Annotated in this window: 21 protein-coding genes; 11 read left to right on the forward strand and 10 right to left on the reverse strand. The window is 65.0% G+C overall.

Annotated elements, in window-relative coordinates; translation table 11 throughout:
* Positions 1 to 31: 31 nt before the first annotated feature.
* The 3 genes from FFS37_RS22105 to FFS37_RS22115 all read right to left on the reverse strand — a co-directional run bounded on the left by FFS37_RS22105 (position 32) and on the right by FFS37_RS22115 (position 4277).
* Complete coding sequence (locus tag FFS37_RS22105; protein ID WP_137933092.1) at positions 32 to 1294, reverse strand: SAM-dependent methyltransferase; 1263 nt, start codon at positions 1292 to 1294, stop codon at positions 32 to 34.
* Positions 1295 to 1712: 418 nt separating this feature from the next.
* Positions 1713 to 3074, reverse strand: coding sequence for a pilus assembly protein TadG-related protein (locus FFS37_RS22110; protein WP_137933093.1), 1362 nt, complete (start codon positions 3072 to 3074; stop codon positions 1713 to 1715).
* A 333-nt stretch (positions 3075 to 3407) separates the two neighbouring features.
* The gene (locus tag FFS37_RS22115; protein WP_137933094.1) at positions 3408 to 4277 is read right to left on the reverse strand and encodes a transglutaminase-like domain-containing protein; all 870 of its coding nucleotides are present in this window, start codon (positions 4275 to 4277) and stop codon (positions 3408 to 3410) included.
* 170 nt (positions 4278 to 4447) lie between these two features.
* Between FFS37_RS22115 and FFS37_RS22120 the strand changes: the two genes are divergently transcribed.
* Positions 4448 to 5113 (forward strand): HAD-IA family hydrolase, encoded by a 666-nt coding sequence (locus FFS37_RS22120; protein ID WP_137933095.1) that lies wholly within the window; start codon positions 4448 to 4450, stop codon positions 5111 to 5113.
* 31 nt (positions 5114 to 5144) lie between these two features.
* On the opposite strand, the gene FFS37_RS22125 is transcribed toward FFS37_RS22120, so the two are convergent.
* The gene (locus FFS37_RS22125) at positions 5145 to 5366 is read right to left on the reverse strand and encodes a DUF1674 domain-containing protein (protein ID WP_137933096.1); all 222 of its coding nucleotides are present in this window, start codon (positions 5364 to 5366) and stop codon (positions 5145 to 5147) included.
* Between the two features lie 102 nt (positions 5367 to 5468).
* On the opposite strand from FFS37_RS22125, the gene htpX reads away from it, so the two are divergent.
* From htpX to FFS37_RS22140, 3 genes are all read left to right on the forward strand, one after another.
* Entirely contained in the window at positions 5469 to 6491 is a 1023-nt protein-coding gene (htpX, locus tag FFS37_RS22130; protein ID WP_137933097.1) for a zinc metalloprotease HtpX, read from the forward strand.
* Positions 6449 to 7876: an RsmB/NOP family class I SAM-dependent RNA methyltransferase gene (locus tag FFS37_RS22135; RefSeq protein ID WP_137933098.1), complete on the forward strand. Its 1428-nt coding sequence runs from the start codon at positions 6449 to 6451 to the stop codon at positions 7874 to 7876. The genes htpX and FFS37_RS22135 overlap by 43 nt, the downstream gene beginning before the upstream one ends.
* A 147-nt stretch (positions 7877 to 8023) precedes the next feature.
* Positions 8024 to 9748, forward strand: a complete 1725-nt coding sequence (locus FFS37_RS22140) for a heparinase II/III family protein (protein WP_137933099.1) — start codon at positions 8024 to 8026, stop codon at positions 9746 to 9748.
* A 30-nt stretch (positions 9749 to 9778) separates the two neighbouring features.
* On the opposite strand, the gene FFS37_RS22145 is transcribed toward FFS37_RS22140, so the two are convergent.
* Entirely contained in the window at positions 9779 to 10396 is a 618-nt protein-coding gene (locus FFS37_RS22145) for a DUF2239 family protein (protein ID WP_137933100.1), read from the reverse strand.
* A gap of 119 nt (positions 10397 to 10515) precedes the next feature.
* Here FFS37_RS22145 and FFS37_RS22150 point away from each other — a divergent pair, with 119 nt between their 5' ends.
* Both FFS37_RS22150 and purH read left to right on the forward strand, forming a co-directional pair.
* Entirely contained in the window at positions 10516 to 10839 is a 324-nt protein-coding gene (locus FFS37_RS22150; protein WP_137933101.1) for a GIY-YIG nuclease family protein, read from the forward strand.
* Between the two features lie 160 nt (positions 10840 to 10999).
* Entirely contained in the window at positions 11000 to 12616 is a 1617-nt protein-coding gene (purH, locus tag FFS37_RS22155; protein ID WP_137933102.1) for a bifunctional phosphoribosylaminoimidazolecarboxamide formyltransferase/IMP cyclohydrolase, read from the forward strand.
* 166 nt (positions 12617 to 12782) lie between these two features.
* Here purH and FFS37_RS22160 read toward each other — a convergent pair whose 3' ends face one another.
* Both FFS37_RS22160 and FFS37_RS22165 read right to left on the reverse strand, forming a co-directional pair.
* Positions 12783 to 14159 carry an MFS transporter gene (locus FFS37_RS22160; RefSeq protein WP_137933103.1) on the reverse strand — a complete coding sequence of 459 codons (1377 nt, stop codon included), beginning with the start codon at positions 14157 to 14159 and terminating at the stop codon, positions 12783 to 12785.
* A gap of 448 nt (positions 14160 to 14607) precedes the next feature.
* On the reverse strand, positions 14608 to 19395 hold the full coding sequence (locus tag FFS37_RS22165; protein ID WP_137933104.1) for an NAD-glutamate dehydrogenase: 4788 nt from the start codon (positions 19393 to 19395) through the stop codon (positions 14608 to 14610).
* Positions 19396 to 19532: 137 nt separating this feature from the next.
* On the opposite strand from FFS37_RS22165, the gene FFS37_RS22170 reads away from it, so the two are divergent.
* A complete protein-coding gene (locus FFS37_RS22170) occupies positions 19533 to 20096 on the forward strand; it encodes a peroxidase-related enzyme (protein WP_137933105.1) in 564 nt (187 codons plus the stop codon).
* A 35-nt stretch (positions 20097 to 20131) separates the two neighbouring features.
* On the opposite strand, the gene FFS37_RS22175 is transcribed toward FFS37_RS22170, so the two are convergent.
* A complete protein-coding gene (locus FFS37_RS22175) occupies positions 20132 to 20743 on the reverse strand; it encodes a LysE family translocator (RefSeq protein ID WP_137933106.1) in 612 nt (203 codons plus the stop codon).
* 390 nt (positions 20744 to 21133) lie between these two features.
* Between FFS37_RS22175 and FFS37_RS22180 the strand changes: the two genes are divergently transcribed.
* Positions 21134 to 21760, forward strand: coding sequence for a DUF1062 domain-containing protein (locus tag FFS37_RS22180; RefSeq protein WP_137933107.1), 627 nt, complete (start codon positions 21134 to 21136; stop codon positions 21758 to 21760).
* 60 nt (positions 21761 to 21820) lie between these two features.
* Here the strand turns inward: FFS37_RS22180 and typA are convergent, their stop codons facing one another.
* Positions 21821 to 23650: a translational GTPase TypA gene (typA, locus tag FFS37_RS22185; protein ID WP_137933108.1), complete on the reverse strand. Its 1830-nt coding sequence runs from the start codon at positions 23648 to 23650 to the stop codon at positions 21821 to 21823.
* Positions 23651 to 23847: 197 nt separating this feature from the next.
* Here typA and FFS37_RS22190 point away from each other — a divergent pair, with 197 nt between their 5' ends.
* Positions 23848 to 24129 carry a hypothetical protein gene (locus FFS37_RS22190; RefSeq protein ID WP_232375734.1) on the forward strand — a complete coding sequence of 94 codons (282 nt, stop codon included), beginning with the start codon at positions 23848 to 23850 and terminating at the stop codon, positions 24127 to 24129.
* 76 nt (positions 24130 to 24205) lie between these two features.
* Here the strand turns inward: FFS37_RS22190 and FFS37_RS22195 are convergent, their stop codons facing one another.
* Positions 24206 to 25489 carry an MFS transporter gene (locus FFS37_RS22195; RefSeq protein ID WP_137933110.1) on the reverse strand — a complete coding sequence of 428 codons (1284 nt, stop codon included), beginning with the start codon at positions 25487 to 25489 and terminating at the stop codon, positions 24206 to 24208.
* 71 nt (positions 25490 to 25560) lie between these two features.
* Here FFS37_RS22195 and FFS37_RS22200 point away from each other — a divergent pair, with 71 nt between their 5' ends.
* On the forward strand, positions 25561 to 26178 hold the full coding sequence (locus tag FFS37_RS22200) for a TetR/AcrR family transcriptional regulator (protein ID WP_137933111.1): 618 nt from the start codon (positions 25561 to 25563) through the stop codon (positions 26176 to 26178).
* A 45-nt stretch (positions 26179 to 26223) separates the two neighbouring features.
* A complete protein-coding gene (locus FFS37_RS22205; protein ID WP_137933112.1) occupies positions 26224 to 26817 on the forward strand; it encodes a hypothetical protein in 594 nt (197 codons plus the stop codon).
* Positions 26818 to 26845: the final 28 nt, after the last annotated feature.

The raw sequence follows: 26845 nt of genomic DNA on the forward strand, positions 1-26845 counted from the left end.
GCCAGCCTGAATGCATCGACAGGGCGGGGCGCTACCGGTACAAATCAGCCCGCGTCGGCGGCAGGCCGCTCGGACCGCGTGCCCGCCTGGTGGCGACAGTCTGGAATATCTGCGCCGAGCCCCGATCGAAGGTGATCGAGCAGCCGGTGAGATAAAGCAGCCAGAGCCGCGCACGCGGTTCGCCGACCTCGGCGATCGCCTCGGTGAAGCGGGCATGCAGGCGTTCGGCCCATAGCCTGCAGGTGCACGCATAATGTTCGCGCAGATTCTCGACATCGGCGACGAGAAAGCCATGGGCCTCGAGATTGCCCAATGTCATGCCGATCGTGTCGACCTCGCCGCCGGGAAAGATGTATTTGATCAGCGCCTTGTACTCCGCGCCCTTGCGCAGGGTCTTCCTCGTGCCGCCCTTGCCGCGCCGCGTGATGGCGTGATGCAGGTAGATGCCGCCGGGCTTCAGCAGGCGGTGCACGGTCGAAAAGTAGGTGGCGTGATTGGCGATGCCGACCGCCTCGAACATGCCGATCGACGAGATCTTGTCGTAGCTGCCGTCGAGCTCGGTGTAGGATTTGATGTCGATGGTGATCCTGTCCTCCAGCCCCTCGGCGCGTATGCGTTCGCGCGCCAGTCGGGTCTGTTCTTCCGAAAGCGAGACACCGTGACCGATGGCGCCGTAATGCTTGGCGGCATGGATCAGCATGGCGCCCCAGCCGCAACCTATGTCGAGCAGCCGGTCGCCCGGCCTCAGCCTCAGCTTGCGGCAGATGTGGTCGAGCTTGTCCTTCTGCGCTTCGTCGATGCCTTTGGCGAAATCGGTGAAGTAGGCGCAGGTGTAGACCATGCGCTCGTCGAGGAAGAGCCGGTAGAATTCATTCGAAATGTCGTAGTGGTGCTCGATCGCCTTCTTGTTCGAACCGCTGACGAAGGGGTTTTGCCCTGTGAGATCGGCCCGTTTCGTCATTTGCCGTCGGGAGAAGAGCACCGCGGGCAGGTCGCGCAGGATCGCCAGCTTCGGTAGCGACTTGAGACGCAGCTTGCCTTTCGACGGCAGTGCGTAGAGGTCGAATATCGACCCGCCTTCGACGTCGATGGTCTTGGCGATCCACATTTCCACCAGGGTCGAGAAATTCGGCCGGCGGGCCAGTTGCCAGACGATGTCCTGGTCGTTGATGGCCAGCACCGGGCCGGCGGACGGACCGATACGCTCGCCGGTCCACAGCCGGACGGCAAAACCCGGCTTCAGCGCTTCGACGACGGTCCGAACGATGCGTGCCGCCTTGTCGGCTGCATCCATGCCCACTCCTCACGACCGATGATCCCGGCCATGATCTTGGCGGTTTGATCGCCTCGCCGCAACCCCTGCGTCGGCTGGCTCGGCGCACGTACGAGTGTTTCACTCCCGACACACTTGAACGGCTTCAGCACGCCTCAGCGGGCGTCGTTGAAAGGAGCACTTGCCAAAGCGCGGGAAACACCCCACCTTGGGGTCGTGTTCAACGAACTGAAAGGAGGTGATCCGATGTCGAGTGATTTCGTTTTCCAGAACGTGGCCTCAGCGGATTGCCCTTTCGGGAAGCAGACTTCCCGTTAAGGCGCGAGAAGCGCGGCGAGTAGCCCGAAGGGGTTGCCGCCAGGAGCCGCGCCATGGACGGAAACACGGAAGGCCGCCGGCTTCGAAAGAAGCGGCGGCCTTTTCCTTTTTGGGCCGGGCCTTACTTCGTCAATGCCAGGGTTTCGATGTTGCGGGCGATCGTCTGGAAAGCGGTATCCAGCTCGATGCCGTCGGCTGCCTGGTAGAAGTGCTTGACCGAACCCCTATCAGGGCTGGCACAGCTTTGCAGCGTCGTGACGGCATTCGCCTCGTCGAGCTTGAAGCCGATCGTGAAGATTTCTATGCCTTTGTCGCGCATGGCGGCGCAGAGCTTTGTCGCAGCTGTACGGGTCGCTTCCTTACCGGCATCGTTGTAGACCCCGTCAACGCCGCTGGCGTCGAAATAGGACAGATTGAATTCACCATCCGTCATAAGGATTGCGTACTTGCCAACTTTCTTCGGATCGGCCACGGCTGGCCGTTGTGAAGCATTGAGAACGCCGCCCCAACTCTCCGAAAGCATGTACCAAGTCCACTGGACGCCGATATGGCCGGCCGTGCCACCCGAAGCGACAAGGTCCTTGATGACGTTCTTGAGCGTGGCGGCGTTGGCCGTCAAAGGCACCAGTTCGGCAACCGGGCAAGCCGCGGTTCGCGTGTTTGTTGCAAAGCCCGACAACAGAAAGTCGCGGTTGACCATGCTGGAACCTGGACCCGCGTCCGAATACTGATCGGCGCCCTTGCGTTCGGTGGCGCAATTGTCCGGGCGTGGCGATGCCGAGGCAGGCTGGGCGCTTGCATTGCCCGGCGCCTGCTTGCGCTGGTTGGCGTTGGTTTCGACATAGACGCTGCTGGCTGCAAGCTGTCCGGCATTGACCGAATTGGCGTAGGGCACGATGGACACGCGCACCCTTGGCTTGGCGGGATCCTGATTGCCCAGGAAACTGTCCACGGCATTGGCCGCGGCGGTCTTCAGGTCCTTGATCTTCTGACCGGCCATCGATCCGGTCACATCGAGCATCATCGCCACTTCGATGGTCTTGTCCGAATAGAGGGATGTCGTCGACGCGGTGACCCGCCTGGTGTCGCTCGTGCCGAAAATCGGGAAGAACAAGGCGACATCGACATGGGCGTCCACCTGTACCGTCTTGGCGACCTTGTCGACGATCAGCCGGTCAAGGGTAACCTGGCCCGGCTGCAGAATTCCTGCGCTGTCATTGGCGTCGAGGAAAGCTTTCACCGACCTGTTGGCATCGGCTTCCTTGATGGCGCCGGTCGTGATGTCGCGCGCCGTCGAGGTCACCGCCGCGTCGACCACACCTTGCAGGCTCGATCTGGCGTTGTAGAGCTGCGAGATGTTGACCGAGAAGCCGGCGGCTAGCGCCAAGACCGAGGCAGCAAGGCCGAACAGGATTGCGAAATTTCCACCGCGATGTACGGCGAAAGCGCCGACCGCGTGAACAAGACCCCCGTAATTCCGCATCCAACAGCCTCCGCATGCCTCGGCCTCGTCGCCGCGAAGAGGGCAATGCAGGATTCCAGCCGGATGCCGCCTTGGATCGGCGGAAAAGAAACAAGCTATTGTTTTTGCTTTATTTTTCGAACACCAAAAGGTGAATGATCGGTAAATGCCACGACAATGCGATCCCGTCGTTTACGAAGCACTTACCAAGAGACCGCGTCCTGCGGCACAGGATGCGCGACACGTCCCGGGACGGCACATGGCGACCTGTGCCAGAGCGAAGCAGGATCAGCTCGTGTCAGGCATCGATCCGCGTGCCGGACCGGAAGGGCCTTGCCTCCGACAACGGCAGGCTCAGGCCAGCATCCCGGCGCTGGCTGTCCGGTCGATGCCATGATGCGGCGGATTGAACAACCTCCCTTCCTGCTCATAGGTCCAGACCTTGAACAGGCTGAGCCGGTGCGGCCCGAAGCTGTGCAGCAGGGGCACGTCGGTGGCGTCACGGCCGCGCGCAATGACGACACGACCGATCCGGGGCGTATTGTGGCGGGCGTCGAACGTGTACCATTTGCCGCCGAGGAACACCTCCATCCACGCAGAGAAGTCCATCGGCGCCGGGTCGGCCGGCACGCCGATATCGCCCAGATAGCCGTTCACATAGCGCGCCGGAATGTTCATGCAGCGGCAGAGCGTGATCGCCAGGTGGGCGAAATCGCGGCAGACCCCGACCCTTTCCTCATGCGCCTGCGCGGCCGTGCGCGTCGAGCGCGCATAGCCGTAGCCGAAGGACAGCCGGTTGTGGACATAGTCGACGATCGCCTGCACCCGCGCCCAGCCCGGGGGCAGGTGTCCGAACAGCTGCCAGGCGAGGCTGCTGAGATGATCGGTCTCGCAATAGCGGCTGCCCAGGAGATAACCGAGCACATCGTCCGGCAATTCCGCCACCGGCATCTCGCGCGCCAAGGTGTTGACTTCGTCTGTTTCGCCGCTGTCCTCCACGACGGCGTCATAAAGGATGCGAAAGGTGCCGGCTGGCGCGGTGAAGCGGCGGCAGGCATTGCCGTGCAGGTCCTCATAGAGTTTGGTCGGCACCGAAGGCGAGGTCAGGACACGCGTCTGCCGCTTGATGTCGGCCTTTCTGTCCTTGTGGATCTCCAGCAGCGAAATGACCGGGGTGGCCTCGGTGCACTCGATGGCGATCTCGTAGCCGAGGCGGATCAGCATGGGCGTCGTCCCTTTGTTCGCATGGTGGGGATGTCCCGGCTCAAACGTCGCAACATGCCGGCGGTTCCCCTCGATGGCCGTAAAAACGCCCTTCGCGCCTTTCCATGTCCGCGGCTGCGCGTTACGGTTGCGGCCTCCCTCGACACGCTCCCCGGATTTCAAGGAAAATTATGTTTGCAGGCAGAAAATTCGCCGCCTTCCTCTTCGACATGGACGGCACCCTCATCAATTCGATCGCCTCGGCGGAGCGGGTGTGGAGCGATTGGGCACGCGGCCACGGCCTCGACGTCGCCGCCTTCCTGCCGACCATCCACGGCGTGCGGGCGATCGAGACCATCACCAACCTTGCCCTTCCCGGCGTCGACCCCGCGCATGAGGCCGACCTGCTGCTGAAGGCCGAGGCCGCCGATCTGGACGGCATCGTGCCGATCCCCGGCGCCGTGGCGTTTCTCAATGCGCTGCCGCCTGAGCGCTGGGCGATCGTAACCTCGGCGCCACGCTCGCTGGCGCTCGCGCGCATGAAGGTCGCCGGCATTCCCGTGCCCACGGTTCTCGTCGCGGCGGAAGACGTATCACGGGGCAAGCCGGCGCCCGACTGTTTTCAGCTTGGGGCGAAACGTCTCGGCTTCGAAGCGCGCGACTGCCTGGTGTTCGAGGATGCTCCGGCCGGCATCGCGGCGGCAGAGGCGGCGGAAGCTTCGGTCATGGTCATCAATGCCACGCACCCGCATCCGGTGCCGACGCATCATGCCGCGATATCGGACTACGGCGCGGTCGGCATCACCGTCGACGATCGCGGCTGGCTGGCGATCGAGCCGCAACGCGACGCCGCCTGATCAGCACCGGCTTCACCTGAATATCGACCACCTAAAAGTCGCTGGTAAGGCCCTTGACCTCCCAGTCGCCGTAGCGGCCGGGTTCCCTGCCGCCGCGGCCGCCGATTTCCTTCGGCAGGGCCGCTTCTTTCTCGCGATATTCGCCGCGCCTCGCCTCGGCTTCGGCCAGGGCGCGGCGCGCGGCGGGGCTCAATTCCCTTGGCGGCGTGTCGTTCGCAGTGCCGGTGGGCGTTTTACTGGTTTCGTCGTTCATGCGATATCTCGGGCGGATTGAAACGGCAGCAAGCCTTTCCCATCATATAGCGATGAGCTTGAGGGATCGACCCCTTTCACCACGAACGGACAGGAGCAGACGATGAACACCATCCGCACCGCCATGCTTCTTGCCGCGATGACCGCGCTGTTCATGGGCGTCGGCTTCCTGATCGGCGGCACGGGCGGCATGATGATCGCCTTGCTGGTCGCCGCCGGCACCAACCTGTTCAGCTACTGGAATGCCGACAAGATGGTGCTGTCGATGAACCGCGCCGTCGAGGTCGACGAGAAAAACGCGCCTGAATTCCACGCCATCGTCCAGGCGCTGGCCAAGCAGGCCGGCCTGCCCATGCCCAGGACCTATCTGATCGACAATCCGCAGCCCAATGCCTTCGCCACCGGCCGCAACCCGCAGAATGCGGCGGTTGCCGCCTCCACCGGCCTGCTTGAGCGGCTGACCCATGAGGAGGTCGCGGCCGTCATGGCGCATGAGCTCGCGCACGTCCAGCACCGCGACACGCTGACCATGACCATCGTCGCCACCTTTGCCGGCGCCATCTCGATGCTCGGCAATTTCGCCTTCTTTCTTGGCGGCAACCGCAACAACAACAGCCCTTTCGGCTTTGTCGGCGTGTTGGCGGCAATGATCGTGGCGCCCTTCGCCGCCATGATCGTGCAGATGGCGGTCAGCCGCACCCGCGAATACGAGGCCGACCGGCGTGGCGCCGAAATCTGTGGGCACCCGCTGTGGCTGGCCTCCGCCCTTGACAAGATCGCTCGCGGGGCAGAACGCATTCCCAACCCCGATGCGGAGCGCAATCCGGCGATGGCGCATCTCTTCATCATCAATCCCCTGCATGGCGAGCGCATGGATAGTCTGTTCTCCACCCACCCCAGCACCGAGAACCGCATCGCCGCGCTACAGGCGATGGCGCGCCAGATGGGCGGCGGCGGTTCGCAGGGCACACAATCCCGGGCGCCGGCACCGACCGAGACAGAAGAGCCGCAATCGGCCGGCCCCTGGGGCAAGCCCGCTGCGCCACAGCAGCCGGTTGAACCCGCCGAGCCCAAATCCAACCCATGGGGCCGCAACCCCACCGGACCCAAGGGCCGGTGGCAGTGAGCGTGACAGGTAGAGCACCCCGGCGAAAAGTCGCCAGCGATCACGAACACAGTGACAGCGGCGAGTTCGTCGCCGGCCTCGCCGCCCGCAAGGCGGCGGCGCGCCTTCTGGCGGCCGTCATCGACGCCAGGACGCCGCTCGACGGTTTAACCGACCACGAGAACGGCCATCCGCAATACAAGGCGCTCGACCTGCGTGACCGTGGCTTGGTGCGCGCCATCCTCGTCACCGCGCTGCGCTTCCGCATGACCATCACGGGGCTGCTGGCGCGGCGGCTGGAAAAGCCGCTCCCGCCCAATGCCACCGCTTTGTCGCACATACTGCATGTGGCCGCCGCACAGATCCTGTTCCTCGACATTCCCGACAGCGCCGCCGTCGACCTGGCGGTGACGCACGCCAAGTCCGATCCGCGCACGCAGCGCTTTTCGGGCCTGGTCAACGGCGTGCTGCGCACGCTGGCGCGTGGCAAGGAAGCAGAACTCCCAGCCGCCCTTGCCGCCACAGACGAGGCGCCAAAGTGGTTTTCGGACCGGCTGAAGGCCGCCTATGGGCCTGACAAAGCCACGCAGATCCTTTCCGCTCATCGCGTCGAGGCGCCGGTCGATTTCTCGGTCAAGGCCGATCCGGAACTCTGGGCGGAAAAGCTCGGCGGTATTGTCCTGCCGACGGGGACGGTGCGGGTCGAGAAGCTTTCGGCTGCCGTCACGGAGCTGCCCGGTTTCGCCGAGGGCGCGTGGTGGGTCCAGGATGCCGCGGCCAGCCTGCCGGCAAGACTTTTCGGCGATGTCGCGGGATTGCGTGTCGCCGATCTCTGTGCGGCGCCTGGCGGCAAGACGGCTCAACTCATCCTGGCCGGCGCCAAGGTCACCGCCGTCGACACGTCGAAGAACCGGCTGGCGCGGCTGACGCAGAATCTCAGCCGTCTCGGCCTTTCGGCCGACATCGTCCAGGCCGACCTGCTCAAATATGAACCCGCCCAGCTGTTCGACGCCGTGCTGCTCGATGGGCCCTGCTCTTCGACCGGCACGGTGCGGCGCCACCCCGACGTGCCATGGACCAAGACAATGGCCGACGTCGAGAAGCTCGCCGACCTGCAGCACCGATTGCTCGCCCGCGCCGTCACCCTGGTCAGGCCCGGCGGCCGTATCGTCTTTTCCAACTGTTCGCTCGACCCGCTGGAGGGCGAGGATCTGCATCGTGCCTTCCTGGCGCAGACAGAAACGGTCGTCGACGATCCCCTGCATCGGGGCGAGATCGCCGGCATCGATCCGTTCCTGACGGCGCAAGGCACACTTCGCACCACGCCCGCCGACCTCGACCTGGGTGCGCCGGAGCGCTCCGGCCTGGACGGCTTCTTCGCAGCGCGCATGCGTCGCGCCGGCTAAGGGTATAACCATCTGGGTTTGCTGACTTTTTTAGGGAGGGTCCGGGTCAAAACCCGGTGAGCCGGAGCCGTGCTCAGGAATTCGCCTTCGCACGACTCGTTCAATCATGTAGACTCGCAGCGGGGTTGAGGACGATCAGGAGGGGTCTTGGCACTGGCTGCCAGCAACACGACGCGTCTATGGACGTTGGTCGCGAGGGAGTTCTGGCGCAAGACACGCCGGCGTTTGCGCGCCGGACCGGTCTATCGCTGGCGCTATTCCGGCCGTACGCCCGAACGCGTCCTGATCGCGCCGCCGGACCTCAGGCTCGCCGACCCCCAGATCGCGCTCGAAATCTACTATGGCCGCTACCCCCTGTCGGGGCACCTTGTCGAAACTGGCGGCAAATCGCCCTTCCAGATCAGTGTTCCCAACCATGGCTGGCTGAAGACGCTGCATGGCTTCCGCTGGCTGCGCCACATGCGCGCCGCTGGTACCGAGCTCGCCGCCGCCAATGCGCGCGCTCTGGTGTCCGACTGGATCACCATGCATGGCAGCCATATATCGGGCGTCGCCTGGGAGCCCGGCACGACGGCCAAGCGCATCATCGCCTGGCTGCAGCATTCATCGGTGGTGCTGCAGGGCGCCGAGTTCCCCTTCTACCGCGCCTTCCTGAAATCGCTGGCAATCCAGATACGGTACCTCAGGTCGATGGCGCGCGAAATGCCCGACGGCAAGGACCGGCTGCGGGCGCGGGTGGCGCTCGCCTTCGCGGCCCTTTCCCTGCCGGCGCCCGCCTCGGCCCTGCGCGGCGCCACACGCAACCTCGCCGAGGAACTCAACCGGCAGATCCTCGCCGACGGCGGCCATATCTCACGCAATCCGATGACGGTTCTGGAAATCCTGGCCGACCTTCTGCCGCTACGGCAGACCTACGCCAACCAGGCGGAGACGCCGCCGCAGGCGCTGATCGGCGCTATCGACCGCATGCTGCCGGCTCTGCGCTTCTTCCGCCACCAGGATGGCAGCCTCGCCCGCTTCAACGGCATGGGCGCCACCATCCACGACCGCATCGCCACCATCCTGCGCCATGACGACACCGCCGGGGCGCCGCTCCTGCACGCGCCGCATTCCGGTTATGAGCGCCTCTCGATGGGCGGCACCACCGTCATTGCCGATACCGGCCTGCCGCCACCCGTCGACGTGTCGAACGCGGCTCATGCCGGCTGCCTTGCCTTCGAACTGTCGTCGGGCCGCCAGCACTATATCGTCAATGCCGGCATCGACACCTATGGCGCGGCCGAGTTCCGGCCGCTGGCCCGCGCCACGGCCGCCCACTCGACCGCCACCATCAACGACACCTCGTCGGCACGCTTCACCCATTCGCTGCGGGTCAACGACCAGCTCGGATCGCCTTTGATCGGCGGCCCGCAGCACGTGCAATGCAAGCGGATCGACCAGAAAGGCGTTCACGGCTTCATCGCCCGCCATGACGGCTACCTCCAGCGCTTCGGCTTCCTGCATGAGCGCGAGCTGAAACTCTCCTCGAACGGCAATGTGCTGACGGGCCGGGACAGGTTCCAGCGGCCCGGCAACGGAGCCATCCGCAACAATGGCCGCGACTTCATCACCGTGCGCTTCCACATCCACCCCGACATCAATCTCCTGCAGGACGAACATGACCGGCTCGTGCTGGCCGCCGACCAGGCCGACACCTGGGTGTTCACGTCGGAAGAAGTGGTGCCCGAGGTCGAGGAATCGATCTATTTTGCCGGCCTTGGAGGCCCGCGCCGCAGCCGTCAGATCGTGCTTGCCTTCAAGGCATCCGATGTCAACGAGGTCCACTGGCAACTGACGCGCACCGCGATCGCTGGTTATCCCGAACACAACTGACAGACAGACTGCAATCCCGACCGGCCGGGATCATCCCGTTCGCGCCGAGAAGGCCTGCTCGGCAAGCCCCAGCGTATAGGTTGCGACAGCGGGCGGCCACGATCGGACAAGTCCCCGGAAACACTGCTCGCGATCCGCGAACAAGGCCCGCGCCGCCTCCTCGAAACCGGGAAAATCGCCGGCGACCGCCGACATGAAGCGGTATGCGGCCTCACGCGCCATCCGCATCCGGTCCTCATCTGTGGCCGAGCGCCGGGCCTCATCCACCAGCCGCCGCAGCGCCTGCGAAGCACCGCCTGGTTGCGACGCAAGCCATTCCCACTGCCTCGGCAGAAGTGTCACCTCGCGCGCGACAACACCGAGCCTCGGCCTGCCGCGCCCTCGTGTTTTCGAGCCGGGATCGCCGTCTGGCAGTCCGCCATCACTTTCTTTCCGATCCACCGATACGGCAAGCCGAGCCGAGATATCGGCAGCCGAGCCGCGCAAATCCAGATCGACCACCGCGCCGGTCGCGTCATCGAACACCAGCATCGGTTCCGTGCCGGCGGCCGCGGATTTCATCGCGAGCGCGACATCGACCAGCGTCCCGCGTGCCAGGATGCGATCGCCGGCAAAAGCCGTATAGCGCCCGGCGCTCAGCATCGTCATCGGCAAGCTCGCATGGGACTTCTCTTAGCTATACCTCGTCACAGCGTCAATATTACCCGGGTAAAATTGACAGGGCCCAATTCTTGATCTATTGGCGGCCCCGACGAAAGGCTTGCAGGATGATCGACCGCAAAGAGGCAATCGCCGCCTACAGGAAACGTGAAGTGATCCCGGGCATCTACGCGCTCCATTGCAGGGCCACGGGACAGAGGTGGGTCGGCTACTCACCGGACATGAGCACCGTGCAGAACCGGTTGTGGTTCACGCTGAGATTGGGGAGCCATCCCTCGAAGGATTTGCAGGCCGCCTGGAATGACAGCGGCGCGGATGCGCTTCTGTTCGAGACAGTCGAGCGGTTCGATGCCGACAAGGCGCCCGCGGGAGCCGCGCTCCAGGCATGCCTGGCGCGATGGCGCGGCGCGTTGAACGCCCTGCCCGCGTAGATCAGGATGACGTTTCGCTGAATCTCGGCTCGTCGTTGGACGATCTTTCCGAGAATCGGCTCTGTCTTTCGGGGTCATGCTCCAAGGCCTGGTTTGATTTCCAGGCCTCATGTGCTACGGCGCGGGCATCCACCCACACCAGTCGTGAAAGGCCGCGCCCATGGCCATCGCCGCCAAGAATATTCCCGCACCGGATCTCGTGCCCGTGCGCCGCGCCTTGCTTTCGGTCTTCGACAAGACCGGACTGATCGATTTCGCCAGGGCACTGGCTTCGGCAGGTGTCGAGCTGGTCTCGACCGGCGGCACTGCGAAAGCCATAGCCGAAGCGGGAATGGCCGTGCGCGATGTCTCCGAGCTCACGGACTTCCCCGAAATCATGGACGGCCGTGTCAAGACGCTGCACCCTTCCGTGCATGGCGCGCTGCTTGGGGTGCGCGACGATCCGGAGCATGCGGCCGCGATGCGCAAATACGGCATCGAGCCGATCGACCTGCTCGTCTGCAATCTCTACCCGTTCGAGGAGGTCCGCCGCTCCGGCGCCGACTATGCCGCGATCGTGGAAAACATAGACATTGGCGGCCCGGCCATGATCCGTGCCTCTGCCAAGAACCACGGCTATGTCGCCGTTGTCACCGACCCCGGCGACTATGCGTCCGTGCTCAACGCGCTGGAGATGAACATCGGCTCACTGTCGCTGGACTTCCGCAAGAAGCTGGCGGCCAAGGCCTTCGCCCGCACCGCCAGCTATGACGCGGCGATCTCCGGGTGGTTCGCCGAGGCGCTGGAGATCGAGCATCCGACCTGGGGCGCCTTCGGCGGCAGGCTGGCCGAGGTGATGCGATATGGCGAGAACCCGCACCAGAGCGCCGGCTTCTACGTCAACGGCGACAAGCGGCCGGGTGTCGCCACCGCGCGCCAACTGCAGGGCAAGCAGCTGTCCTACAACAACATCAACGACACCGACGCCGCCTTCGAACTGGCCGGCGAGTTCGATCCAGCGCGTTCGGCGGCCGTCGCAATCATCAAGCACGCCAATCCATGCGGCGTCGCCGAGGCTGCCTCATTGAAGGCCGCCTACGCCAAGGCGCTGGCCTGCGACCCGGTCTCGGCCTTTGGCGGCATCGTCGCCGTCAATCGCACCCTCGACGCCGAAGCGGCCGAGGAGATCGTGAAAACCTTCACCGAGGTGATCATCGCGCCCGATGCCACCGACGAGGCCGCGGCGATCGTTGCGGCGAAGAAGAATCTGCGTCTGCTGGTCACTGGCGGCCTGCCGGACCCGCGCGCGGCCGGCACCACCGTCAAATCCGTTTCCGGCGGGCTACTGGTCCAGGGCCGCGACAATGCCGTGGTCGACGACCTCGAACTCAAGGTCGTGACCAGGCGCGCGCCGACACCGGCTGAGATGGCCGACCTGAAATTCGCCTTCCGTGTCGCCAAGCACGTCAAGTCGAACGCCATCGTCTATGTCAGGGACGGCGCCACCGTCGGCATCGGCGCCGGCCAGATGAGCCGGGTCGATTCCTCTCGAATCGCCGCCCGCAAGGCGCTCGATGCGGCCGAAGCGGCGGGCATGGCCGAACCGCTCACCAAAGGATCGGTCGTCGCCTCGGACGCTTTCTTCCCCTTCGCCGACGGCCTGCTGTCCGCCATCGAAGCCGGCGCCACCGCCGTCATCCAGCCCGGCGGCTCGATGCGCGACGACGACGTGATCGCGGCCGCCGATGCGCACGGCATCGCCATGGTGTTCACGGGCGTCAGGCATTTCCGGCACTGAGGGTTTCTTCCTTCTCCCCTTGTGGGAGAAGGTGGATCGGCGCGGAGCGCCGAGACGGATGAGGGGTGCTCCAGCGGAGTGAGGCGTAGGTGTTCCCTGGAGCACCCCTCATCCGTCGCCTGCGGCGACACCTTCTCCCACAAGGGGAGAAGGGAAAAGGTCGCGCTCACTCCGCCGGCCGATCCGCCGGATAGGGCGTGCGCGCCAGGATCGCCATGCCGATGCCCAGGAACAGGATGATGGCCGCCATGCCGAGCCGCGCCGAGCCGCTGAGCGCGGTGATGGTCGCCACCAGGAACGGCGCCAGGAAGCTGGTCGCGCGTCCGGCCAGCGCGTAAATGCCGAAGTAACGGCCCGATTCCGCCGCCGTGACGCTGCGCGCCATATAGGACCGCGACGACGCCTGCACCGGCCCGAAGGCCAGGCCGATGAGCAGGCCGTAGAGAATGTAGGCCTTCTCGGCCGCCGTGCCGAACAGGCCGCCCGAATCAGTTGTCGAGAGCTGGATGAGGCCGAGCAGCGTGAAGCCCGGCCCGGTCGAGATGATGCCGATGGTGGCGACCGACAGCATGACCAGCGCGATCATCACCACCGCCTTGGAGCCGAGTGCGGTGTCGAGGCGCGCCGCGATCCAGCAGCCGAAGATCGCCACGACATTGAGGATGATACCGAACATGCCGATCTCGGTGATCGACCAGTGGAACATTGCCGCCGCGAAGGTGCCGCCCAGCGCCAGCAGCGCATTGACGCCGTCCTGGTAGATCATGCGGGCAACGAGGAAGCGGAAAATGCCGCCGCGCTTGCGCACCTCAGCCAGCGTCGATTTCAGTTCCGACAGGCCCTCACGCACCGCCGGGCCGATCGGGATGCCCTTGATGGCGTCCGGGGTGAAGAAGAACATCGGCAGGATGAACAGGAAATACCAGCCAGCGGCCAGCGGCCCCGTGGCGCGCGCGTCCTCGCCGAGCTTCGGATCCAGCCCGAACAGCGGATCGATGCCGATGATCGTCTTGCCCGTCTCCGGAGATCCGGCCAGGCAGGTGACGACGAAGATCAGCGCGATCATGCCGCCGAGATAGCCGAGGCCCCAGGCCATGTTGGAGATGCGGCCGATCTCGCTCTTCGGCACCAGCCGCGGCATCATGGAATCGTTGAACACGGTGGAGAATTCCGCCGCCACCGAGGCCAGCGAGAACAGGGCAACGATGAAGAACAGGTTCGAGCCGGGCGCGGCGAGCCAGAGGAAGGCAAGGCTGATGATCTTGATCGCGGCGAAGAAGGCGATCCACGGCTTGCGCGGCCCGGTCTGGTCGGCGATCGAACCGAGGATCGGCGACAGCACCGCGATGACCAGCCCGGCCGCGGCGATGCCGTAACCCCAGACAGCCTGGCCGGTGTTGGGATCGCTTGCCATGCGCGAGACGAAATAGGGGCCGAAGATGAAGGTGGTGACGACCGTGAAGAACGGCTGCGCCGCCCAGTCGAAGAACATCCAGCCCCAGATGCCGCGTCCGGACGCCCGCTGCACTGTCTCTACCGCCATGCTGATTCCCCCGGCATCCGCTCCGCCCGCGTCGGGCGCCATGTCTGCATGTTTTTCATGACCGTGCAAACGACAAGCGTGCAGCTGCCGTTCATTGCTCCTGAGTTCCTCGCCCCGCGCCCGTCTAGGCTATGCACACGTCTTGTGTGACCGGCGGGACTTATCAGGGCGAGGTCTGATTTCCGCGTGGTTCCCCCAATCCGTCGCTGCTTCGCAGCGCCACCTTTCCCCCCTCCGGAGGGAAAGGAAGGGAGCCTCGCTGGACGTGCGCTGGCGGCAAAAAGGCCTGGCGCCTTTCCTCTCCCCCGTCGATCGGGGGGTCCGGAGGGCGGGCGAGACCCGTGGCTCGCCCCGGCAGTGCCTCGGCGAAGCCGAGACCGAGTGGGGGCCGACCTCCGTGGCACCAAGACAATGCTTCCGCCACCGCGCCATGCACGCTATCGAACCCTCACATCCCCGTCAGATCGCTCATCAGCCCCGACGCCACCGACAGCCGCGATACCGTGATCTCGCCGCCCTCGGTCAGCGCCTGCAGCCGCTCGCGGATGCGCGCCACCCGCTCGCCGCCGGCTTCCAGCCAGGCCGCCACGGGATCGGCGGCGCCGACATGGCCGGTGAGCGCGGCGACCGCTATGCCGCGCCGCGCCGCGCCGATCGTGTCGGTGGCGCGCGACAGCGCAAGCTGATCGTAATAGTCCGAGGGCGTGATCGAGCGCGCGGCGTCCTCGACGCGCGGGATGCGGAAGGCATCGGAGACGGCGAAGAACGCCCTGGCGGCGGCGACGATATCGGCGCCGGCGGTGCGCGCGGTCAATGCGATGTCGGGGATCAGTTCCGCCACCTCGCTCAGCGCCAGTTGCTCGGCGAGCTTTTCCGGCGCGCCGGCCTTGAACAGGCCGTGCCGCTTCTCCTCGATGCGCTCGCGCGAAAAGGCCGGCAGCAGCGACGCCAGCTTGGGCTCCAGCGCCTTGCGCGCGGCCTGAAGCTCGCCGATACGCTCGCTAAGCGGCGCCGTGCCGGCATCGTTCTTCAGGTACCAGCCGCTGCTCATGTAGATCAGCCGGCTCACCGCCTGGTAGAGATCGAGCTGGACCTGGCCGTCGATCTGGTTGTCGAGCGCGTCGATCTCGCGGTAGAGCGCCGGCAGGGCAAAACCATCGCGCACAACCGCGAAGGTGCGCACGACATCCGCCGCGCTGCGGCCTGTCGATTCCTGCAACCGGTTGACGAAAGACGGTCCGCCGCGATTGACGAGATCGTTGGCCACGACCCGGGCGATGATCTCGCGGCGCAGCCGGTGGCCGTGGATTTCGGTGGCGTATTTCTTGGCCATCCGCTCCGGGAAATAGCCCATCAGGTCGCGGTCGAAATGCGCGTCGTCGGGCACGTCGCTGGCGACGATGTCGGAAAACAGCACGATCTTGGCATAGGCGAGCAGCACGCCGAGCTCGGCCCGGGTCAAGGGTTCGCCGCGCGCCTCGCGCTCGGCAAGCGCCGCCGGCGAAGGCAGCGTCTCGACGGCCCGGTCGAGCAGGCCGCGCGCCTCCAGCGCCGCCATGAAGCGGGCCTGGTGCGCGATGTCGGCCAGGCCGCGCTTGCGCGCGACCGAAAGCGCCAGCGTCTGCTGGTAGTTGTTGGACAGCACCAGTGCGCCGACCTCGTCGGTCATCTCGGCCAGGAGCTTGTTGCGGGCCGGGCGCGTCAGCGATCCCTTGCGCATGGCCGAGGCCAGCGCGATCTTGATGTTGACCTCGACGTCGGAACAGTTGACGCCGCCGGAATTGTCGATGGCATCGGAATTGCAGCGGCCGCCATTCATGCCGAACTCGATGCGCGCCCGTTGCGTGACGCCCAGATTGGCGCCCTCGCCGATAACCTTGGCGCGCACATCGAGCGCGGTGACGCGGATGGCGTCGTTGGCGCGGTCGCCGACCTCGGCATTGGTTTCGCCGGATGCCCTGAGATATGTGCCGATGCCGCCGAACCACAAAAGGTCGACCGACGCCTTGAGGATGGCGGTCATGATCTCGACCGGCGTGGCGGTCGTCTTCGCCAGTCCGATCGCCTCCGCGGCGGCCGCCGGCAAGGTGATCGACTTTTGGCTGCGCGAGACGATGACGCCGCCATCCGAAAGCTTCGACTTGTCATAGTCCTGCCAGCTCGAGCGCGGCAGGGCGAACATGCGCTGCCGTTCGGCCAGCGACGCCGCCATATCCGGATTGGGATCGATGAAGATGTCGCGATGATCGAACGCCGCGATCAGCTTGGTCTGCGGCGACAAGAGCATGCCGTTGCCGAACACGTCGCCCGACATGTCGCCGACACCGACGACGGTGAAGGGCGAGGTCTGGATATCGCGGTTCATCTCGCGGAAATGCCGCTTCACCGCCTCCCAGGCACCCTTGGCGGTGATGCCCATCTTCTTGTGGTCGTAACCGGCCGAGCCGCCGCTGGCAAAGGCGTCGTCGAGCCAGAAATGATGCTTCTCCGAGATGGCGTTGGCGGTATCGGAGAACGTCGCCGTACCCTTGTCGGCGGCGACGACGAAATAGGGATCGTCCTGGTCGCGGCGCACGACGTCGGCCGGCGGGATCACGCCGTCCAGTCCGATATTGTCGGTGATCGACAGCAGGCTGGAAACGAAGTTCTTGTATGCCGAGGTGCCCGCCTCGAAGATCGCGTCACGGCTGCCGCCTGCCGGAAGGCGCTTCGGGAAGAAGCCGCCCTTGGCGCCCACCGGCACGATGACGGCATTCTTGACCTGCTGTGCCTTGACCAGGCCCAGCACCTCGGTGCGGTAATCCTGGGCGCGGTCCGACCAGCGCAGGCCGCCGCGCGCCACCGGGCCAAACCGCAGATGCAGGCCCTCGACCTCGGAACCGTAGACGAAAATCTCGCGCCATGGCCTTGGCGCCGGCAGACCCTCCACCGCCTGCGATTCGAGCTTGATGGCCAGCGACTGGCCTTTCTCCTTCGTATCGGCGACGAAATGATTGGTGCGCACCGAAGCTTCGATCAGGTTGAGATAGCGGCGGATGATGGTGTCGTCATCGATGTTGGGCACATCTTCCAGCGCATCCTTGATCTTGGCCTTCAGGTGCTTTGCCGCCACCGCGCCCTCGCCCAGCGCCGTCGGCCCAAGCCTGGCTATGAACAATTCATGCAGGCCGCGCGCGATCTGCGGATAGCGGTTGAGCGCGGCGGCGATGAAATCCTGGCTTTGCGGAATGCCGACCTGCTGTAGATAGCGGCCATAGGCGCGCAGGATCGTGATCTCGCCCGACCACAGGCCGGCGGTCTGGGCAAGGCCGTTGTAACCGTCATTGTCGACATCGCCGCGCCACACCGACAGGAACGCGTCCTCGAACAGGGCCCCGCCATCGGCAAGGTCGATCGGCTTGCCGTAGCTGTTCTCCAGCTCCATGTCGTGAATGAAAACCAGGCCGGAGGTGTCGTCGCCGACCTCGAAAGTGCGCTCGCTGATGACGCGGAAGCCGATGTTCTCCAGCACCGGCACGCGCCGCGACAACGCGACCGGGCTGCCATGGTGGTAAATCTTCAGCGCCGCCTGGTGCGGCTTCTGCTCGGCATGGCGATAATAGTCGATGGCGATCGGATTTTCGGCATTGATTCTGGCGATGCGCCCGGCATCGACCAGCGCCACCGCGGCGCTGAACGAATCCCGGTAGCTTTCAGGCAGCCGGGCGGCGATGGCTTTCAAGGTCTGGTCCCCGCCATCGGCATCCGCCGCGTCGGACAGGGCATCCTCCCAGGTCCGCACGATGTCGCGGATCGCGGCCTCGATTGTCGCCTGCTCGACCTTCGGCGTCTTGCCGCCGGAGCGGCCGATGATGAAGTGGACGCGGGCCAACCCCCCCTCGGGGAAGGCCGGGTAGTAGGCCGACAGCCGGCCTTCGAACACGGTTTTCAGATAGGTGCCGATCTTCTCGCGCACGACGCTGTCGTAGCGGTCGCGCGGCACGAAGACGAGGATCGAGACGAAGCGGTCGAACTGGTCGGCGCGCACCAGCGCCCGGACACGCGGCCGCTCGACCAGGCCCAGTATGGCCGCCGCGTGCTTGCGCAGGATCGGCACCGGAACCTGGAACAGTTCGTCGCGCGGGTAGCTTTCCAGCACGTTGATCAACGCCTTGCCGGAGTGGTCGTGCCGATCGAAGCCGGACTTGGCGATGATGGTTTCGGCTTTGGACCTGAGATACGGGATCTTCATCACCGAGCGCGTGTAGGCGGTGGAGGTGAACAGCCCGACGATGCGCAGCTCTCCTGCCAGCGTGCCCTTGGCGGTGTAGGTCTTGACGCCGATGTAGTCGAGATAGATGCGGCGGTGCACGGAAGACTTGGCATTGGCCTTGGTGACGATCAGCGGTTCGGGCCCATGCAGGAAGGCGCGGATTTCGGGCGTGGTCGTCACCGCCTCGGTGCCGCGCCTGAGCACCAGCACGTCGGGATCGGACAGGATGCCGAGACCGGGCTTGTCGGCGCGCTCCAGCGTGCCGCTTTCCTCGCCGCCGGTGTACTTGAACTCGCGCATGCCGAGGAAAGTGAAATTGTCGTCGCGCAGCCATTCGAGGAAGGCAATCGCCTCGGCGACGCTCTTCTTGTCCAGCGGCACCGCCGAATAGCGGAATTCCGAGATCGCCTGGTCGAGACGGGCCAGCATCGGCCGCCAGTCGTTGACCGCGGCGTGCACCTGGCCAAGCATCTTGCGCAGCCGCTCGGTCAAGGCATTCGCCTGCTCCGTCGTCAGCCTGGGAATATGCACATGGATGACGCTCAGCCGGTCATGGCTGCCGTCGTCCTTGGCGAAATTGCCGTCGCCGAGGATTTCCTCGACACCACGCTTGCCGTGCCGGACGGTGATGACCGGATGGGTGACGAGCGTCGGCTCGCCGGCGGTCTCCGTGACCTCGCCCAGGATGGAATCGAACAGGAACGGCATGTTGTCGTTGACGACGGTGATGACCGTCACCGGCCGGCCTTCGCGAACGACGCCCGAATCGGCCTCGACGGCGACGACGCATTCGCCCTTCTTGTGCCCGGCCACCGCCTGGCCGGCGAGATCGGCGGCGCGTTCGAGGTCCGCCGCGTCGTAGGTCGCGATGTCTTCCGCCGGCGCGCGGGCAAGCAGGTAATCGGCAAGCCTGGCCGGCCTTTCCTCGGTCTTCGCCGCCGTTGCCTTCTTCTTCGACTTAGCTGCGGATTTCACGCTGGCCATGACGCTTCTTTGCCTCCCGTCGCATGCTTTTGTGACTATGGTAGCAGATGACCGCTGTTTGGCGACAAAGGTTTGACGGCTTGCCGAGAATTATCGGATTTCGGCGGCAAACGACCCCCAAAGAGGAGAAATGACCCATGACCGGCAGGATTTCGGCGCTCGATCTGGCCCCGGGAGAGCTGAGCGAGCCGACAAAGGCCTATTTTGCAAAATGCGAGGAAAAGCTCGGTCTGGTCCCCAATGTGCTCAGGACCTATGCGTTCGACGACAGGAAGCTGCGCGCCTTCACCGACATGTACAACGACCTGATGCTGGGTGAATCCGGCCTGTCGAAGCTGGAGCGCGAGATGATCGCGGTCGCCGTCTCCTCGATCAACCACTGCTATTACTGCCTGACCGCGCATGGCGCGGCGGTGCGCCAGCTCTCAGGCGACCCGGCGCTCGGCGAGATGATGGTGATGAATTTCCGCGCCGCCGATCTTTCAGCCAGGCAGACCGCGATGCTGGAATTCGCCGTCAAGCTGACCGAAGCGCCGGCGAAAATCGTCGAGGCCGACCGTGCGGCCCTGCGCCAGGCAGGCTTCAGCGACCGCGACATCTGGGACATCGCCTCGACGGCAGCCTTCTTCAACATGTCGAACCGCGTGGCCGCGGCGATCGACATGCGGCCGAACGACGAATATCACGCCATGGCAAGATGATGGCTTTCCTCGCCCCGTGATCGGGACGAGGAAAATCAGCGCGCCGCGATGGCGGCCGCCGCGCCGGCCATCGTCGTGGCACTGACGCGGTTGGCGATCTTCATGGCGCGCTTGCTCTTCAACAGCTTGCGCGCCTGCGAGGCGGCAAGCACCCAGGCGAGATCGATGGCGATCAGAACCACCGCCATCGTCGCCGTCAATTCGACCCAGCCGACGATGCTGACCGAAGCGAGGTCGATGATGGTCGGCAGCAGCGCCAGGTAGAACATCATGATCTTGGGATTGCCGAGCGTGACGGCCATGCCGGCGAAGAACAGCTTTGCCGGGGAATCCTCGCGCGGCATCTCGCCCTCCTTGGCGTCGACGGGCGCTGTCCACATCTTCCAGGCGAGATAGGCGAGATAGAGAACACCGGCCCATTTCACCGCGACAAAGGCCAGATGGAACGTCTGCGCCACCACGGCAAGGCCGAACACCGCCAGTGAAAGCCAGATGGCTTCGCCGATCCACATGGCGAGCAGGAACGGGAACACGTCGCGAAAACCCTTCGAGATGACGCGCGCCACGAGAGCCGCGATCGAGGGTCCGGGCGACCCGGCTGCGACGAACAGCGCAGCTGCGAAAATGAGGAGCGAGGTGAGGTGCATGGCGAAGATCCCGGTTTTGGACTGGCCGATCTTAACCCAAGAAGGGAAACTTCGGCAAAGTCGGCACGTGCCGCCCCTTGCCCATCCGTCGCCGCATCGCTAGAAGACCCGCCGCGAAACAATTTTCGAGCTTCATTTTGCCTCAGTAACCGCCGGTCTCGCCAACTCCCCTGACCACACCTGCAGGGCCCCGCATCAGCGGTGCCTGCGTATTTTCACGTGTTCCTCAGGCGGCGGTTCGAGACCGGTTTGGCACTGCTGAACCGTTGTCGCGCGCTTGTCGCCGTGACACATGACTTCCGACCATAGCTAGCTCTCGCCACGCCGTGCCCGCATGGGCATCTCGACATTGCCGGCCTGAAGAACTTCCGCACTGGAAGGTTTTTCGGCTTGTCCCAACATCTTGTTATCCGCTGGACGATCGTGCCCGGCACCGCGCCCCGACCTCTCATCAACTGCAACCGCTGCGGCCCGGCGAAAGCCTATCGCAGCAGCGACAAGTTCCGCGTCAACGCCAACGGCAAGCGCATCGACGTCTGGCTGATCTACCGCTGCGTCGACTGTGACAATTCCTGGAATTTCGGCATTTTCGAACGCTGCAACCGCCGTGACATCGAACCGGCGCTGCTGCGGGCGCTGGAGAGCAACGACCCCGCGCTGGCGCGGCGCCATGCCTTCGACATCGTCGCCCTGCGCAACCAGGCGGGACGTGTGGAGGAGTTTCCCGATGTCGCGGTGGACAAGCAGGTGCTCGCCGGCACCAGGGACAGCGCGGCCGCCCTGGAACTGCGGCTTGGGCTGGACATGCCGACATCGCTTCGGCTCGACCGCCTGCTCGCCAACGAACTCGGCATTTCGCGCTCGCGGCTCCAGGCGCTGGAGGAACGGCGCCTGCTGGTGGTCGATCCTGACGGGACCAAGGCCTTGCGCAAGGCGGCCCGCACGGGAACGACGGTCCGCGTCGACCTGGCGAACGAGCCGGATCGGCAAGCCATCATCCGCGCGGCCGGCGGATAAACGAGAGAGGGGCGGAGCACCTGGTGCTCCGCCCCTCTCGGAAAATCGTCGGACGAAAAATTAAGCCGCGCCGACCGCCTTGGCCGACTTTTCGAAGCGCTTGCGCTCGTTCGGGTCGAGATAAAGCTTGCGCAGGCGAATGGTCTTCGGCGTCACCTCGACCAGTTCGTCGTCCTGGATCCAGGCCAGCGCGCGTTCCAGCGTCATGCGGATCGGCGGGGTGAGCTTGACCGCCTCGTCCTTGCCGGCGGCGCGGATGTTGGTCAGCTTCTTGCCCTTCAGCACGTTCACTTCGAGATCGTTGTCGCGCGAATGGATGCCGATGATCATGCCCTGATAGACCTTGACGCCGGGGTCGATGACCATCGGGCCACGGTCTTCCAGATTCCACATGGCGTAGGCGACCGACTCGCCCTGCTCGTTGGAGATCAAGACGCCGTTGGTGCGGCCCGGCAGCTCGCCCTTGTAGGGTTCATAGGCGTGGAACAGCCGGTTCATCACGGCGGTGCCGCGCGTGTCGGTCAAAAGCTCCGACTGGTAGCCGATCAGGCCGCGCGTCGGCGCGTGGAAGACCAGACGCTGGCGGTTGCCGCCGGAGGGGCGCAGCTCGACCATCTCGGCCTTGCGCTCCGACATCTTCTGCACGACGACGCCGGCATGCTCCTCGTCGACGTCGATGACGACTTCCTCGACCGGCTCCAGCAATTCGCCGTTCTCGCCCTTCTGCATGACCACGCGCGGCCGCGACACGGCGATCTCGAAGCCCTCGCGGCGCATCGTCTCGATCAGCACGGCAAGCTGCAATTCGCCGCGGCCCGACACGAAGAAGGAATCCTTCTCCGGCGATTCCTCGATCTTGAGCGCGACATTGCCTTCGGCCTCGCGCAGAAGGCGGTCGCGGATGACGCGGCTGGTCACCTTGTCGCCTTCGGTGCCGGCGAGCGGTGAATCGTTGACCAGGAAGGACATGGTCACGGTCGGCGGATCGATCGGCTGCGCATGCAGCGGCTCGGTCACGCTCGTGTCGCAGAACGTGTCGGCGACGGTGCCCTTGGACAGGCCGGCAATGGCGACGATGTCGCCCGCCTGCGCTTCCTCGATCGGCTGCCGCTCGAGGCCGCGAAAGGCCAGGATCTTGGAGACGCGGCCGGTTTCGATCTGGGTGCCGTCATTGTGCAGCACCTTGACCGCCTGGTTGGCCTTCAGCGTGCCGGACTCGATGCGTCCCGTGATGATGCGGCCGAGGAACGGATTGGCTTCCAGGATGGTACCGATCATGCGGAACGGGCCGGGGTGCACGGTCGGTGCGGGAACATGCTTGACGACGAGATCGAACAGCGGCGCAAGCTGCTGGTCCTTCGGGCCTTCCGGGTTTTCCGATACCCAGCCGTCGCGGCCCGAACCGTAGAGGATCGGGAAATCGAGTTGCTCGTCGGTGGCATCGAGAGCGGCGAACAGGTCAAACACCTCGTTGACCACCTCGACGTGGCGCGCGTCCGGCCGGTCGATCTTGTTGATCACGACGATCGGCTTGAGGCCGACCTTGAGCGCCTTGCCGACGACGAACTTGGTCTGCGGCATCGGGCCTTCGGCGGCGTCGACCAGAACGATGGCCGAATCCACCATCGACAGGATGCGCTCCACCTCGCCGCCGAAATCGGCGTGTCCGGGCGTGTCGACGATGTTGATGCGGGTGCCGTGCCAGTCGACCGAGGTCGCCTTGGCCAGGATGGTGATGCCGCGTTCCTTTTCAAGATCGTTGGAATCCATGGCGCGCTCGGCGACGCGCTGGTTGTCGCGGAAGGAGCCGGACTGCTTCAAAAGCTGGTCGACCAGGGTTGTCTTTCCATGGTCGACGTGCGCGATGATCGCGATATTGCGGAGGTTCATGATTCTGGTCTCGGGAGCGTTGCAGGCGGCAGGCCAAAGGCGCCGCCTCTTTCGGTTGCGCGGCTCATACAGGGTTTTTCGCATTTGCGAAAGAGGAAGCGCGACACCAAATACTCATCAAATCTTAACGGTCTCGGTGTGAAATGATTTTGTTAACCAAGGCGGGAACCTTCCAGGACCCGAGCAGTTCGAACGCCATGACCGACAAACTTAACCGATTCTGGCCGCTCATCGCGTCCGCCGCCTTCGCCGTTCTGCTGGCGGTGAACGCCGCGCAGTCGGCTGCGACCTCGAACGAGGTGCGCCCTGTGCTCCCGGCCGACGCGCCTTCCGCCCAGCAGGTTTTCGTCGATGCCCCGGATGGCGTCGACCCCGTGGTCACCGGCCCCGTCAGCACGGCCTTCAAGCAGAGACAGGCCGCCGCCAACTGCGACACCGCGGTCTGGCCGCACATTCCGATGATCTGCTATCCGGATTAGAATCGCAGCGCAGAGCTAGCGCCGGGGTCGACGCTGCTTATCTCCCTCCTTGAGGGGGGAGATTACAAGGCCCGCCTTACGCCGCCTGCGGTTCCGGGTCGAAGGCTGGGCGGCTGGTGTTGATCAGCAGCGAAATACAGGCCGCCGCGATCGCCGTCATGCCGGCGATCAGGAAGGCGAGCTCGTAGTTGCCCTGCAATTCGCGCATTGTGCCGCCGAAGGCCGCGGCGGTGGCGGCCCCGACCTGGTGACCGGCGACGATCCAGCCGAACACGATCGGGCCGCTGCGGTCGCCGAACGCCTCGTTGGCGAGCCTGAGCGTCGGCGGCACGGTGGCGATCCAGTCGAGGCCGTAGAGCACGGCGAAGATGATCAGGCTGGTCGCCGAAAAGCCGGAATAGGGCAGGTAGATCAGCGACAGGCCTCGCACCGCATAGTAGACGCCGAGCAGTTTGCGCGGATCGAAGCGGTCGGTGAGCCAGCCCGACAGCGTCGTGCCGATCAGGTCGAAAATACCCATCATCGACAACAGGCCGGCGGCCTGCACTTCGCCGATGCCCATGTCGCCGCAGAACGCGATCAGATGCGTGCCGACCAGGCCGTTGGTGGTGAAGCCGCAGACGAAGAAGGTGGCGAACAGGTACCAGAACACCCGCGTGCCGGCGGCGCGGCGCAGCGTGTTGAGCGTATGCGCCAGGAAATTGCCTTGTGAGGCCGGCGATGTCGGCGGCACGTCATCGGGCTCGGCGCCATAACGCACCATGCCGATCGACGCCGGCCGCTCGGGCACCAGAAGCCAGACCAGCGGTATCATTGCCGCCGTGGCAACCGCGACCGCGATGGCAACCGGCTGCCAGCCGCCCGATTGCGCCAAGGCGGCTATCAGCGGCAGGAACACCAGCATGCCCGACGCGCTGGAGGCCGACATCAGCCCCATGACGAGGCCGCGATTGGTCTTGAACCAGCGATTGACGATTGTGGCGCCCAGCACGCTGGCGACGGCGCCCGAGCCGATGCCGGAGAAGACGCCCCAGGTGATGAAGAGATGCCAGGGCTTGGTCATCAGCAGGCTGAGAGCGGTCGAGCCCGACATGATCACCAGCGAGGCAAGCAGCGTGCGGCGCAGCCCTATCCTTTCCATCAGCGCGGCGGCGAACGGACCGGTCAAGCCATAGAGCAGGATGCCGACACCAGCGGCGAGAGAAACGACGTCACGCCGCCAGCCAAAGCTGTTCTCCAGCGGCAGCATCATGACCGAGGGCGCCGAACGAAGCCCGGCCGCGACCAGCAGGCAGAGGAAGATGACGCCGACCACGACGAAAGCGTAGCGCTGGCCAAATGGACGGGATTGAGCTATCATGTTACTGACCGGTACGTTGCAGGTGGCCATTCATACGTACCGATCGGTAACATTGTCAATCGAGTCTCATAATGCCAAGCGACAAAAATATTGAACTTGCCATCAGCGACGATCATGCATCGGCCCCGCCCAAGGCCGCCAAGAAGATCCTCGACGTCGCCTATGACCTGTTCTACCGGCGCGGCATCCGGGCGATCGGCGTCGACGAGATCGTCAAGCGCGCCGGCGTCACCAAGCCGAGCCTTTACCGCAGCTTCCCCTCCAAGGACGAATTGGCCGCCTCCTATCTCAGGCAATACGACCTCGAATTCTGGCAGCGCTTCGACGAGGCCGTGGACGCCCATCCCGGCGACGCGCGCGCCCAGATCCGCGCCTTCCTGACCCGCGTCGGCAAACGCACGCAAATGCCGCAATATCGCGGCTGCGGCATGACCAATGCCGCGGTCGAATATCCCGAGCGCGGCCATCCGGCGCGCGTCGTGGGCGAGGACAACAAGCGCGAACTGCGCCGCCGGCTGCGCGCCATGGCTGCCGCGATGGGGGCGCCCGACGCCGACACGCTTGGCGATGGCCTGCTGCTTTTGATCGAGGGCGCCTATATCAGCGGCCAGTTGTTCGGGCTCGGCGGTCCGGCACAATCGGTGGCGGCGAATGCCGACCTGCTGATCGAAGCAAGCTTGAAGAAATAGCCTCAGACGGTACGCTGCCCCCGGCTCGAACCGGAGGTCTTCGTCATGCGCGCCGTCCTGATCACGCTAGCAGTTCTCGGCCTGTCGCAGGCGGCGCACGGCGCCGACATATCCAGCGCCTACACCGACCTCGATTCGAACAAGGACTGCGTGACCTACGCGCAGGCCGAACAGGGCGATGGCGACTGGGCCGATCTCGCCTGTTCGGGCTATCGCGGCTATCCCGTGCTGATCGCCTATGACGACGCCCGCGAATCGCTGTTCTACGGTTTTCCGCCGGGCGGCGACATGACATCAGCCTGGGAGAGTTTCTCAGGCTTCAACTCGTCGGGCGCCAGGATCGAATGGCGCATCGAAACGACCGGCGACAAGGCCGTGCCCTTCGCGGTCATCCATCGCCGCACGGTCAGCAATCCCGAGGACGAGAGCAAGAAGACCGAAGTGCTGCTCGTCGCCAAGGTCGGCCAGATGGAGACCCGGGAGAGCTGCGCCGTGGGCCTCGTGCTGGCGACCGGCAACCCGTCAGCGAACGATCAGGCGCGCAAGCTTGCCGATGACAAGGCAAAAAGCTTCGCCTGCGGCAAGGACAAGCGCGTGGTGATCGGCAACGTGCCGCCCTTCGGGCGTGTGGATAACTAGGCACTGTGGGTGCGACGCACCCCCCTCT

The organism is Mesorhizobium comanense, from assembly GCF_005503535.1.
GTDB classification, from domain to species: Bacteria; Pseudomonadota; Alphaproteobacteria; order Rhizobiales; family Rhizobiaceae; genus Mesorhizobium; species Mesorhizobium comanense.